At 44.3% G+C, this 13877-nt stretch carries 10 protein-coding genes; 5 read left to right on the forward strand and 5 right to left on the reverse strand.

Annotated elements, in window-relative coordinates:
* Positions 1-3 precede the first annotated feature (3 nt).
* The 3 genes from AC1DU2_RS00470 to AC1DU2_RS00480 form a co-directional block, all read right to left on the reverse strand.
* Positions 4-1011, reverse strand: a complete 1008-nt coding sequence (locus tag AC1DU2_RS00470; protein ID WP_477382319.1) for a glycosyltransferase family 4 protein — start codon at positions 1009-1011, stop codon at positions 4-6.
* Positions 1012-3288 carry a glycosyltransferase family 4 protein gene (locus AC1DU2_RS00475; protein WP_477355512.1) on the reverse strand — a complete coding sequence of 759 codons (2277 nt, stop codon included), beginning with the start codon at positions 3286-3288 and terminating at the stop codon, positions 1012-1014.
* Between the two features lie 653 nt (positions 3289-3941).
* Positions 3942-5132, reverse strand: a complete 1191-nt coding sequence (locus AC1DU2_RS00480) for an aspartate aminotransferase family protein (protein WP_477382320.1) — start codon at positions 5130-5132, stop codon at positions 3942-3944.
* A gap of 419 nt (positions 5133-5551) precedes the next feature.
* Between AC1DU2_RS00480 and AC1DU2_RS00485 the strand changes: the two genes are divergently transcribed.
* The 5 genes from AC1DU2_RS00485 to cysN all read left to right on the forward strand — a co-directional run bounded on the left by AC1DU2_RS00485 (position 5552) and on the right by cysN (position 11147).
* Entirely contained in the window at positions 5552-6958 is a 1407-nt protein-coding gene (locus AC1DU2_RS00485) for a CCA tRNA nucleotidyltransferase (protein ID WP_477382321.1), read from the forward strand.
* Positions 6959-7007: 49 nt separating this feature from the next.
* Positions 7008-7664 carry an IS1096 element passenger TnpR family protein gene (locus AC1DU2_RS00490; protein ID WP_477382322.1) on the forward strand — a complete coding sequence of 219 codons (657 nt, stop codon included), beginning with the start codon at positions 7008-7010 and terminating at the stop codon, positions 7662-7664.
* 187 nt (positions 7665-7851) lie between these two features.
* A complete protein-coding gene (gene miaA / locus AC1DU2_RS00495) occupies positions 7852-8772 on the forward strand; it encodes a tRNA (adenosine(37)-N6)-dimethylallyltransferase MiaA (protein ID WP_477382323.1) in 921 nt (306 codons plus the stop codon).
* 141 nt (positions 8773-8913) lie between these two features.
* Positions 8914-9819 (forward strand): sulfate adenylyltransferase subunit CysD, encoded by a 906-nt coding sequence (gene cysD / locus AC1DU2_RS00500; RefSeq protein ID WP_090651329.1) that lies wholly within the window; start codon positions 8914-8916, stop codon positions 9817-9819.
* Positions 9820-9893: 74 nt separating this feature from the next.
* Positions 9894-11147 (forward strand): sulfate adenylyltransferase subunit CysN, encoded by a 1254-nt coding sequence (gene cysN, locus AC1DU2_RS00505; RefSeq protein ID WP_477382324.1) that lies wholly within the window; start codon positions 9894-9896, stop codon positions 11145-11147.
* A gap of 174 nt (positions 11148-11321) precedes the next feature.
* Here cysN and AC1DU2_RS00510 read toward each other — a convergent pair whose 3' ends face one another.
* Both AC1DU2_RS00510 and AC1DU2_RS00515 read right to left on the reverse strand, forming a co-directional pair.
* Complete coding sequence (locus tag AC1DU2_RS00510; protein ID WP_477364828.1) at positions 11322-12407, reverse strand: mannose-1-phosphate guanylyltransferase; 1086 nt, start codon at positions 12405-12407, stop codon at positions 11322-11324.
* Between the two features lie 192 nt (positions 12408-12599).
* Entirely contained in the window at positions 12600-13874 is a 1275-nt protein-coding gene (locus AC1DU2_RS00515) for a DUF1501 domain-containing protein (protein WP_477382504.1), read from the reverse strand.
* Between the last annotated feature and the right edge of the window lie 3 nt (positions 13875-13877).

Genomic DNA, 13877 nt, shown 5'->3' on the forward strand with positions numbered 1-13877 from the left:
TTGTCACCTGTCAAGTATCTTCTGGTATAGCCCCAAATAATCCGCTACCATTTTATCCCTCGAAAATTGCGAGCCAGCCCAGTTACAGCAGTCTATTCTATTAATCCCGGCTAATCTACCCACTGCTTCAACAGCCTCATCAACGTCATTAACTAAAAACCCGGTTTGGGCATCTTTAATCAGTTCCGGCATCGATCCCCTGTTAAATGCTATTACGGGCGTTCCGCAAAGCATGGCCTCGGCTACACTCATGCCAAAGGGCTCATTAAAGCTAATGGGGTGCAGCAGGGCGGCGGCGTTGCCCAGCAAATCTTTACGCTTATCGGGGCCGGCATGGCCAATGTATTGTATTTGGTCAGATAAATAAGGCTCAACCCTTTCACGGTAGTAATTCCCGTCCTGAATAATACCTGCAATTAACAGCTTACGTCTGCTTTTTTGTGCTATCGCAATGGCTTCGGCAGTTCCTTTATCGGGATGGATGCGGCCGAAATACAGCAGGTAATCTTCAGGCTGTTCGTAAAACTCAAAATCGCGGGTATCCAAACCGTTGTAAACCGTAGCCAGGTAATCCAGATCGGCGCTGCGATCCGAATTACTGATGGATACATAATACCCTATATCGTTATACTTTTTATAAACCGGGATAATTTTCTGCGACGAAAAGCCATGTATCGTAGTGATAACAGGCGTTTTAATCAGCCCGGAATAAGTGAGCGGCAAAAAATCGAAATTATTATGGATAATATCAAACTCGTCCGCTTTCTCCATCAGGTTGCTAATGTGCAGGCATTCTAACACTTTGGCGTCCTGGCTTCGGTCTTCCTCGTACCCGGTTGCACAAATAGCATCCAGTTTTCCGGCAGTTACCGAATCGCCGGTAGCAAACAGCGTTACATCAATACACAACTTCACCAGTCCCTCGGCAATGTTAGATGCAATTTGTTCCCACGGGCCGTAATGCCTTGGCGGTGTACGCCAGGCTACGGGGGCTAAAACGGCTACCTTCATTTAGCAGATCTCGAGTTTCTGGCCGTATTTATTGTACTCATACTCCAGTTCAAAGGCTTTTAATACCGTTAAATGCGATATCAGGTACGCCAGCGTGCTTTCGGCTCCCTGGTTACGGTTAATACCGCCGGGCAGCAAGCCGTCGCAGCAGCCCTTGGTTTCATGGTCGTAAAGCGGGGCACGCAAGGTATTTTCGCCCAGGAACCACTTATAGCTCAAAAACATTTTCTCTACATATTGCGGCACCCTGAAAATCTGGTAAGCCTGGAAATGCATCAGCACCATAGCCATGGTTTCAATAGCCTGCTGATCGAACGTTGGAAAAGTACCGCCGCGATAATACCAGCCATCATTGCCCACGGGGCTTAAGTAACCGTTTGATAAAGTCAGCTTATCTAAAAACGCCATCGATGCCAGTGCAATCCGTTTGGCATCCTCATTCCCGGTTATCTCGCAGGAGTGTAATAAGGCCAGCGGTAGTATCGCGTTATCATAGGTCATTTTCTCTTCAAACCATTGCCAATCTTCTGATTGCGTTTTTTCAAAAGCATCAATAAGGGGTTGGGTTAAATCGTTTAGTATTTTAATCATCCCATCATCTGTAGGTATGGCCTGCAGGTAAAGGCTTATCCCGATAATGGTGTTGCCTATTCCTCTCAAATGTTTCAAACTTGAAAAATGCGGTACCGATTTATGAAAAATCTCTAAAGCAAACTCCCGGTATGAGTTACTGGCCGCGCAGCCTATCAAATGGCCTAACGACCATATGGTACGGCCAAATGAATCCTCCGATCCAACTTCATCAAGGTAGCGCCTGTCAAAACTCAAAAAGTTACGGAAGTTACCATCATCTGTTTGCATATAGTGAATATAGCTGAGGTAAATAGGCAGCAATTCAAAGGCCTCCTTGCTCCCGCTGCGCTGGTAAGCCATCAAGGCCATGATAAGCGCACGGGCGTTATCATCAAGGCAGTAACCCTCTTTTAAGTTAGGGATACCGTATTTGGCGTGTTGCACAATACCAGTATCATCGGTCAGCCTCAAAACATGCGTGAGGCTGAATTTTGGTAATATCTCGGGGTCAACAATGCTGTTTTTCAATATTTTATCACTAAAATCAAAACGGGCTGTTGCTTCCTGGGCCACCTTTATAAATTCGGCCCCAATTACCGGCCAGCGCAGGTGCAGGCCATATTGGTAGGCATTCTCTTTCAATTCCTGTAAAACCCTGTCCTGGTCAAGCAGCTCAATTACGGTATCGGCAAGTGCATCAGAATTTTTAAAGTCGAATAGCCTGCCCCGGCCATCGGCCAGCAACTCGGTAGCGTGCCAGTAAGGTGTAGATACTACGGCAGCACCGGCACCAACGGCATAAGATAAGGTGCCACTGGTAATTTGAGCCTCGTTAAGGTACGGTGTTACATAAATATCGCAGGCGGTAAGATAATCTACCAGTTCTTCTTCAGATACAAATTTATTGATGAACGATAGATTTTTAGATACGCCCAATTGCGCAGCAAGCGATTTCAGGTGATCGCGATACTCCTCTCCTGAATTTTTTATAACGCCGGGATGGGTGTTACCCAGTACCACGTACATTACATCGGGATGATTTTCGACAATTTTTGGTAAAGCCCTAACCACGGTTTCCAGCCCTTTATTACGGCTGATTAGCCCGAAAGTGAGCATTACCCTGTGATTTTTAAAAGAGCTAAGCGCTTTAACCGGGTTTTCTTCCGGTGCTTCTACATCTGGCACGCCATGTTCTATAATCTGGATCTTATCCGCAGGAATCTCATAAATAGTAGTTAAAAACTCCACAGCACGCTGGCTCATTACGATGATCTTTGACGATTGTTCGGCAATCTCGCGGATAATGATGCGCTGCACATAGCTGGGGTCTTTTAATATGGTATGCAATATCGATATCAGCGGTTTTTCCAGCCGGTTTATCAACGGTAATATATAAATACCGCTCTCGCCGCCGTAAATGCCAAATTCATGCTCCATAATGCAAACATCCGCCGCACTGGTGTTGATATAGTTGGCAGCACGGATATAGTCTTTTTGATGGTTTTGACGGATAACGTATTTCACCTCCTCCGGGTATTCGTATTCGTGCACGTCTTCAGAATCGTTAAGCGCTACCACGAAGCCCCCCTGAAGTAATGACTTCCTGTCGGGATAGTTAGCGCTGATGGCGTGCATTAAATTGTGATTAAATGTGGCTAAGCCGCACTCGCGGGGAGGATAGGTTGATATATAGGCGATTTTCATAATTCGATAGCGTGTTAAAACTTGTAGTTGTGCGCATAAACAGCAATATCAAGCCGGCTGTTTAAGTTTGTGACCATAAAAAAGTGCATTAGTGTTCTTATTTCCCTGAATAAAGGCCTTAACGGCATCTTTTTATCTGATTATACCATAAATGCATAAACCATACCAGTTTAATTCAAACAAAATATTATGAGGTATTATTTAATATTCGTTACATAAAAGTTACCAAAAGGTTGTATAGGAATCTGCTTATTAAATTTAATTATAAGCCAGCCGCTTGTTTACCGTGCCTGAAAAGATGTGGTAGACAATCAGGCACTTTTCATTATAAATTAATACAACCTAACATGCACCTTACACACACCAGGCTATAACCAAACCCGCCCCTTACAGCATACCTTTGGCATACCTTTCACACACTTTTGGCGCACCTTTGTGGCCAAACAAACAACTGACAACTAACTTATTATGTAATTTAAAAGAGAAAACCTGTTTACAAAAAAATGTAAAAAAGCGAATATGATAATCAGGGAGACTTAGTAACAAGAAGAACATCTTCTCTGCTTCCCAACCGTGCAGAACCTCTACTACAAACATACTGAAAAATTGGGAGGGATAATAATTTATAGCGCCGCCCATCCCCTTTTACTGCATCATCTATTATAATGGTCTATAGCCTCGATGATCACTGCGCAGGCCTTTTCTATCTCCCGGGGTTGGATAATGATCGGTGGCGCCAGGCGCATGGAGTTGCTGCAATGTAAAAACCAATCGGTTATTACACCATTTTCAATACAGCGGTCTATTATTTTCTTATTAAGCTCAAAGTTTTCCAATTCAACGGCCAGCATCAGGCCTTTGCCGCGCACCGCTTTAATGGCCGGGTGTACCAGTAGTTGACGGAACAAGGCCTCTTTTTGGGCTACCCCAGGTATAAGGTTGTCATTAATCAATACCTGCAATGCCGCTAAGCCCGCCGCGCAGCATACCGGGTGCCCCCCAAACGTGGTGATGTGGCCAAGTATGGGATTATCCTTTAACGCACCCATAATTGGGGTTGATGCTATGAATGCCCCTATCGGCATACCGCCGCCCAGCGCTTTGGCCAGCAACAAAATATCGGGCACTATACCAAAGTGCTCAAAAGCAAACAACTTTCCGGTACGGCCAAATGCCGCCTGGATTTCATCCAAAATTAATAACGCCCCCGTTTCATCACAACGTTTACGCAAGGCTTGCATATAGGCGCTATCCGGCACCCGCACACCGGCCTCGCCCTGCACGGTTTCTATAATAACGCATGCGGTTTGGTCCGTTATCAATTGCAGGTCATCGGTATTGTTAAAGTTGATGAAACCCACCCCGGGCAATAACGGGCGATAGGCTTGCTTAAACTCCTCGTTACCCATTACGCTTAAAGCGCCATGGGTGCTGCCATGGTACGAGTTGTGGCAGGCGATGATCTGTTGCCTCCCGCTAAATCGTTTAGCTAACTTCAACGCGCCCTCTACCGCCTCGGTACCCGAATTGGTAAAATAAACCGATTGTAAATTATCCGGTAACAACGATACCAGTTTCTGTGCAAACATTACCTGCGGTGTTTGCACAAACTCGCCGTAAACCATCAGGTGCATGTATTTATCAACCTGTTGTTTAATGGCCTCCTTTACATAAGGGTTGCCATGCCCAAGGCTGCTTACCCCAATACCCGATATCAGGTCAATAAATGCCCTGCCCGATGAATCGTACATATAAATGCCCTCGGCGCGCTCAAACTCCAGCAATAAAGGAAAGTTGGTAGTTTGCGCGTTATTAGCCAAAAAAAGCTGACGGAGAGTAGGCATGTGAAAGTTGTATATTATGAGTTGTAAGTTGTATGTATGGCAACAGCGCAAAGATAATGTTAATGTCGCAAAATGATCATTTTCAAAATCAGGAATTATGCGTTTTCAAATTGTGCTGAGGTTAAACAAGCATAAATATTTTGATGCACCTGAATTGCGCGAAGCAGCAGTTTAGTGTTAACCATGATAAAATATAAGATATTGATTATAAAGCATTTATAAATATTTTATCTAAAATGTGTTAAGTTATGTTAACCATGTTTAGATGCGTTTGCCCTACAGCTTTTAACGTTTAAAATTTAGAGTTTGAATTTTAGCATTACCTTTGTGTTTACTTAACGGTTATCTAAAAATAACAAACACCGTCATTGCGAGGTAGGATAAATTATTCGGATGGCCGATAAGAATTTTATTACACTATGAAAGATCACCTGCGGCATCCTGTATTTTCTGTTATCTCAAAACTTGCCGCGCAGCATAATGTACAGGTGTATGCCATTGGTGGCTTTGTACGCGATATTTTTTTGGACCGCCCGTCAAAAGATATTGACATTGTAATTATTGGTAACGGGATTGAATTTGCCGAGGCCGTAGGTGTTAAGCTGAAGGTAAAAGTTGCTGTTTATAAAAATTTTGGCACTGCATCGCTCAAATACCAGGACCTAGAGGTTGAGTTTGTGGGTGCCCGCAAAGAATCGTACCGCCGCGACTCGCGCAAGCCTATTGTTGAAAATGGTACGCTGGAAGACGATCAAAAACGCCGCGACCTTACCATCAATGCGCTGGCCATATCCCTAAATCCGGAAACTTTTGGCGAATTGCTTGACCCATTTGGCGGCATTATCGATTTGCAAAACAAACTAATCCGCACACCGCTAAACCCGGTGGAAACTTTTTCTGACGACCCTTTGCGTATGATGCGTGCCATCAGGTTTGCATCGCAGCTTAATTTCAGGATAGACGACGAGGCTGTTACTGCTATAAAAAACAATGTAGATAGAATCGCCATTATATCGCAGGAGCGTATAACCGACGAACTGAATAAGATCATACTATCCAAAGTACCTTCCATTGGTTTCAATTATTTGTTTGACACCGGCTTGCTGCATAAAATATTCCCGCTGATGGCAGGCCTTTACGGGGTTGATTATATTGACGGCAAAGGCCACAAGGATAATTTTTACCATACTCTGCAGGTGCTTGATAACATTTGCGAGACCACTACTGATCTTTGGCTGCGCTGGGCCGCTATTTTGCACGATATTGCCAAGCCCGCCACCAAACGCTTTGAAGCCGGCCACGGCTGGACATTTCATGGTCATGAAGACCGCGGCGCGCGTATGGTCCCTAAAATATTTGCCCAGTTAAAGCTGCCGCTTAACGAAAAAATGAAACAGGTGCAAAAGCTGGTGCAGCTGCATTTAAGGCCTATAGTACTCTCGCAATCTATCGTGACAGATTCGGCAGTGCGGCGCTTGCTTTTCGAGGCGGGAGATGATATTGAAGGACTAATGTTGTTGTGTAAAGCAGACATTACCACAAAAAACGAATACAAGGTTAAAAAATACCGTAACAATTTTGAGCTTGTTCAACAAAAATTAAAAGATGTTGAAGAGCGCGACAGTATCAGAAACTGGCAGCCGCCGGTTACCGGGCTGGATATTATGGAACTTTTTGGTATAAAAGAAGGCCGCGAGGTAGGAATTATCAAAAATCAGATCCGCGAAGCCATACTGGAAGGCGAAATTCCGAACGAACGGGAAGCTGCCATCAACTACACAATTGCCAAAGGTTTAGAAATTGGCTTAAAAGTTGTGGCAAGCTGAAATTGAATTAAAACACTATTTTTGTCCCCATTAAAAATTTACTAACAAAATGGCACTATACAGGTTCAGGGTTACTTTCGAAGATTATGATGATGTGATGCGTGAAATTGATGTAAAATCGAATCAAACATTCGAAGATTTACACCGCGCAATACACCAGTCAACCGGTTATAATCCCGAATTCCCGTCGTCTTTTTATATCAGTAACGATCAGTGGATGAAAGGCGAAGAAATTACCTATTTGCCAAATCAAAAAAGAAAAGATCGTGGTATTTCGCTCATGACCAATGTAAAGCTCCTGAGCTTTATTGACGATCCGCATCAAAAATTTTATTATACGTTCAACTTCGATCGCCCTTTTGATTTTCATGTCGAGCTGATGAAAATTATTCTTGACGAAACACCGGGCACTACCTACCCCGCAGTTATAAAATCAGTAGGTGAAGCGCCAAAACAATTTGGCAATGTATTTACACCGGCCGCAACAGCTGCCGCCCCTGATGAAGACTTTGACTTTTTGAATGAAATGGCCTATAACCCCGAAGATGCCGAAGATTTTTCGGAAGTAACCGACATTGACGCCGACCTTCCTGAAGAAAAAGCAGCGGAGGACGAGGAAGACGATGAATTTGGTAACGAATTTGCCGATGATGAAGGCTTCGATGATGATGACAAACCACATCGTAGTGGTGGTGACGATTATTAAAGGGCTATCTCAGCGCCATCATTGCGAGGCTTTACCAGGTAAAGCCTAAAAAAGATAACGTATTGGCTTCAGATGCTCACAACAACTATGTCATTGCGAGCGAAGCGTGGCAATCGCGCCGCGCTCATGGCGAATTTGTATAGTTCGCGATTGCTTCGTTCCTCGCAATGACATATTTTATTTAAACATGCCTCATTTACCTACCAAAAACCTCATTGTAATTGCCGGCCCTACAGCCATTGGCAAAACAGCCGCGGCTATTGAGGTGGCCAAACACTTCAATACGGTGGTGGTATCGGCCGATTCAAGGCAGTTTTTCAGGGAAATGAGCATTGGTACGGCTAAACCCAGCACCGGGGAGTTGGCCCAGGTAAAACATTATTTTATTGATTCCCATTCTATAACCGAGCCCTTTTCGGTAGGTGATTTTGAGAGGGAATGCCTGTTATTACTCGACGAGCTTTTTAAAAAGCACGACTATGTCGTTTTGGCAGGTGGCTCGGGCCTGTACATCAAAGCTATTTGCGAAGGCTTTGATGATTTACCAACGGCCGATCCGGCTATCCGCGAACGATTGAACCTTGAGCTGGAAGAAAAAGGATTAACCTATTTACAGGAAAAATTAAAACTGGCCGATTCGGTTTACTATAACCAGGTTGACCTGGGCAACCCGCAACGCATCATCAGGGCGCTGGAGGTCTTTGAAAGCATCGGCAAGCCCATTTCATCCTATCGGCAGGCAACGGTTAATAAGCGTCCGTTTGAAATTATAAAACTGGCCCTTAACATGCCGCGCGAATTATTGTACCGCCGCATTAATGACAGGGTTGATATCATGTTACAACAAGGCTTATTAGCCGAGGTAGCGTCGTTACTCCCCCATCGCCAGTTAAACGCGCTGAACACAGTAGGTTACTCCGAAATTTTCGACTATATGGATGGTGCCATTACGCTTGATAAAGCGGTTGAAATGATAAAACAAAACACCCGCCGGTTTGCCAAAAGGCAACTCACCTGGTTCCGTAAGGATCAACAGTTTATTTGGTTTGATGCCGGAGCACCGGACTTAATCGAAAAAATGATTGAAGTGGTTGAAAAAATATCTTAAAAATTCAATCAGTTACGTCGCTGTTGTATAACCCGGTCAAAATCCATTTAATACCCTCAACATTAGTATAAAATTGCTAATATTGCAGTTTAAATGCTAAGTACTACAATTTAGGTGGATTTAGCGGGTTTTTAAATTAGCATGCACAAATATTATCTTACCCATCTGCAGGAATTAGAATCGGAAGCCATTTACGTAATAAGGGAAGTGGTTGCCCAGTTTGATCGCCCTGCAATACTGTTTTCGGGCGGTAAAGACTCCATTGTTGTTACGCACCTGGCTCAAAAGGCTTTTTGGCCCGCCAAAATACCTATGCCGCTTATCCATATTGATACCGGGCATAATTTCCCCGAGACTATGGAATTCAGGGACCAGCTGGTTGAAAAACTGGGTGTACAATTAATTGTAGGCTCGGTTCAGGAAGCTATCAACAAAGGCCGCGCGGTTGAAGAAAGCGGCATTAACGCCAGCCGGAACGAGTTACAAATTGTATCGTTATTAGATACTATCGAACATCATAAAATTGATGCTGCTATTGGCGGTGCCCGCCGCGACGAAGAAAAAGCACGTTCAAAAGAGCGCTTTTTTTCGCACCGCGATGAGTTTGGCCAGTGGGACCCAAAAAATCAACGACCTGAACTTTGGAATATTTTTAACGGCCGCAAGCGTATGGGCGAACATTTCAGGGTATTCCCGATCAGTAACTGGACGGAAATGGATATCTGGAATTACATCCTGCAGGAAAACATTGCTATCCCTTCACTTTACTTTGCACATAACCGTAACGCCGTTTACCGCGATGGTACATGGTTGCCGGCATCGGAATTTTTATCATTACGCGATGGCGAATTTGTAGAGAATAAACTGATGCGTTTCCGTACCCTGGGCGATATTACCATTACCGGTGGAATCGAATCCGACGCAGATACGCTGGAGAAAATTGTAGCCGAGGTATCGGCCACGCGCAGCACCGAGCGAGGCAACCGCAGCGACGACAAACGCTCTGATACATCAATGGAAGACAGGAAAAAACAAGGTTATTTTTAAATTGAATTAAACAGGCTTTTTGGCCAACAATATACTACGCCAACCTGGCAACAGGCCACACGTACCTCATTATTATGGAACTATTACGTTTTACAACAGCCGGCAGTGTAGATGATGGGAAAAGTACCCTCATAGGGCGGTTACTATACGACTCCAAATCTATTTTTGAAGACCAGATGGAGGCCGTAAAACAATCGAGCGAAAGGAAAGGCTTGCAGCACATCGATCTTTCGCTGCTTACCGATGGCCTGCGATCTGAAAGGGAACAAGGTATCACCATTGATGTTGCCTACCGTTATTTTGCTACGCCTAAACGTAAATTTATTATTGCCGATACCCCCGGCCATATTCAATACACCCGTAACATGGTTACCGGGGCCTCAACAGCTAATTTGGCCCTTGTACTTATAGATGCCCGTAAAGGTGTTGTTGAACAAACCTGCCGGCACTCTTTTATCGCGTCGTTATTAAAAATTCCTCATATCATCGTCTGCATCAACAAAATGGATCTGGTTGATTACTCGGAGGAAGTATTTAATAATGTAGTTGAGCAATACAAAGCCTTCGCCGCTAAGATAGATGTTAATGATATCCGTTTTGTGCCCATCAGTGCGCTTGAGGGCGACAATGTGGTTAACGATTCTGTTAACATGCCGTGGTACAAAGGCGAAAGTTTGCTGCACACGTTAGAAACCATTCATATTGCAAGTGATGAAAACCATGCCGATGCGCGTTTCCCGGTACAAACCGTGATTCGCCCGCATGCTGCCGAATATCATGATTACCGCGGCTATGCAGGCCGTATTGCCGGTGGCATATTTAAACCTGGTGATAAAATAACGGTATTGCCTTCGGGATTAACATCGGCTATTAAATCAATTGATACCTTTTCAGGCCCGGTTGAAGAAGCTTTCGCGCCAATGTCGGTATCTATTACCCTGGAAGATGACATTGATGTAAGCCGTGGCGATATGATTGTTAAAGACGAAAGCGAACCATTTGTAAGCCAGGATCTGGAGGTGATGCTTTGCTGGATGGGCACCCGTGGCCCACGTCCGGGCGCCAAATATCACCTTAAAAATACTACCCGCGAGGTGATGGCTATTATAAAAGAAGTTTATTACAAGCTTGACATTAACACCATGGAAAAGCTTGAAAATGCCGGAGATATTAAAATGAACGAGATGGCCCGTGTACGCCTGCGTACCACCCAGCCACTTGTTTTTGACGAATACCGCAAAAACCGTATTACCGGCTCATTAATTTTGGTTGACGAAGCCACCAATGAAACCGTAGCCGCCGGAACGCTGGCCCCCCCCGCCCTGTAATTGCGGATGTGCAGGTTGCGGATGTGCAAATGTGCAGATCCCAGATATGCAGATTTTAAAAGATAAATATCTGAACTAATAGATGATAAGCTAACAGGGTCCGGCCTCTTTTGAGACCGGACCCTGTTAGCTTATCATCTGAAATTTAGAATCTGTACATCTGAAATCTACAACCTAAATATACTTCGCCCCAAACTTGCTCTTTACGTCGGCAACTACTTGTTTCACGTTCTGTTCTTCGTCGCGCGGGCAAATCATCAGGGTATTGTTGGATTCAACTACGATGAAATCATGCAGTCCCTTTAAAATCACCAGCTTTTCGCCCGGTACATTTACCATGCAGTTTGATGAATCGTACATGATCACCTTTTCTGAAGGGATAACCGCATTGCCTACATAATCCTTTTCGGCCAGGTCGTAAATAGAGGCCCAGGTACCCAGGTCGCTCCAGCCAAATTCCGATGGCAATACATAAACATTATTAGCTTTTTCCATTATCCCATAGTCAATGGATATGTTAACACATTGCTGATAAGCTTTGTGTATATGGGCCTTTTCACCATCTGTATTATAAACCGGCCTGGCATCAGCAAAAATCTCGTGCATTTCGGGCAGGAAGGTATCAAACGCCTTAACAATTTCCTTGGCCGACCATACAAAAATACCGGCATTCCATAAAAAATCGCCGCTTTGGATAAAAGTTTTTGCGATATCGAGCGTTGGCTTTTCGGTAAAGGTTTTCACTTTGTGAAAATCTTCATTTATTGTATGATCTGTGTATTGAATATAACCATACCCGGTATCCGGCCTTGACGGTTTGATACCGAGAGTTACCAGGCAATCATTGGCAGTAGCAGTCTCTAATGATTTAATGATGGCTGTTACAAAAGCATCCTCATCTAATATCTGCTGATCTGAGGGGGCTACAACAATTGCGGCATCGGGGTTAAGGCTTTCTATCTTAAAACACCCGTAAGCTACGCAAGGGGCGGTATTACGCATAACCGGCTCGGTAAGTATTTGTTGGTCTTCCATATCCGGAAGCTGGGCCTTTACAAGTTTGGTGTAATTTTCATTAGTTACAACGTAAATATTTTCTTTAGGACAAACTTTCAAAAAGCGTTCGTATGTATTTTGTATCAGGGTTTTGCCGGTTCCAAGAATATCAATGAATTGTTTAGGATGCGATGTGCGGCTTATAGGCCAAAAACGGCTACCTATTCCGCCTGCCATGATGATGGCATAGTAGTTTTTGTTCATGTGTAATTTTAAGAATTAAGCTGAATATATCATAATCGAAAATTAGCAACTTTGAGTACTAAAATACATTAACAATTCAACAAAGCAGTAGTTTCATTATAAATTATTTAACAATTAAACCGCTCATTATTAAGCACAAAAGTCCTGGCCATATTAATGCCCAGAACTACTTTATAAAATAAGATGCAATAATCAGGCTTTAAATACCCCTATTGATTTGGCAGTAAAATCAGGAAACAGCACTCTATCATTACTGATCCTGAGGTGCTTATCGGCCACTTCGCTAAACACATTCCTAAAGTCGGTTGTAACCGCAAGGTCGCGGCCATCTTCCAGGTTCTCCGCAGCAAGTGGCTGCACATTGCCGTGCACCAGGCCGCCATTTACACTGTTGCCTAAAATAAAGTTACAGGATGCGCGGCCATGATCGGTACCACCGGTGCCATTTTGATGAACAGTGCGGCCAAACTCGGTCATCGTCATTACGGTTACATCATCCTGGCAGGAGCTGCCTATATCTGTCCAAAAAGCCATCATACTATTACTCAGGTCGGCTACATTGCGGGCAAATATGCCGTTACTTGTTCCCTGGTTAAAGTGCGTATCCCAACCATTTGATTCGGCAAAAGCTACCTCCATACCCACATTCATTTTTATCAGCTGCGCAATTTGCTTTAAAGAGTTGCCTAAGGCCGAGTTTGGATAAACAGCTCCGTTGGCGGGTGCATAATTTTTAACATTGGCCTTTTGCAGCATTTTTAAGGCATCAAAACTTTCCCTGCCAGTATCTTTTAACAAACCGGGAGCGGTTCTGTCATAAAGCTCCTCAAAGCTTTTTGCGGCCAGGTTGGCACCTGCCGGGTTACCGCGCATTTGCAATGCAAAATCCTGCAGGTTGCTGATGGCCACGGCCGGGTTATCGCCATAAAAAGACCGGGGCATGGCCGATGTCAGGCTTACCGCCGTAAAAGGCGTAAGCGCATCATGACCTAACAGGCCAACCACACGGTTAAGCCAGCCACTGGCGGTGCCTTTATTAAAAGGGGTACCGCTTTCCATATAATCCTGCGCATCAAAATGCGAGCGGGTATTATTTGGTGAGCCGATACCATGCACTATGCCCAGCCTTTTTTCGCGAAACATGGGTTCAAAAGCCTTCATAGCGGGATGTAATCCAAACCTGCCATCCAGATCAATCAATGGATTATCGTTACCTGTTTTGGCAGCATCTATAAATAAGCCGGGGCGGGCCTCCTTCAGGTATTGATCGGTAAACGGAGTTACGGCCATCAATCCATCCATTGCGCCGCGCTGAAAAATGCACACCAGCGTTTTTCCTTTTTTATAAGGGGCTATTATCTTATCCTGCGCGGCAGCCTCGGCTATAAATGCCGGAATGCCACCCATTAACCCAACACCAAAAAGGGCAAGGCCACCTGTTTTTAAAAATCCTCGTCTTGATAACATAAT

It is taken from the genome of Mucilaginibacter sp. P4_C11, from assembly GCF_056402115.1.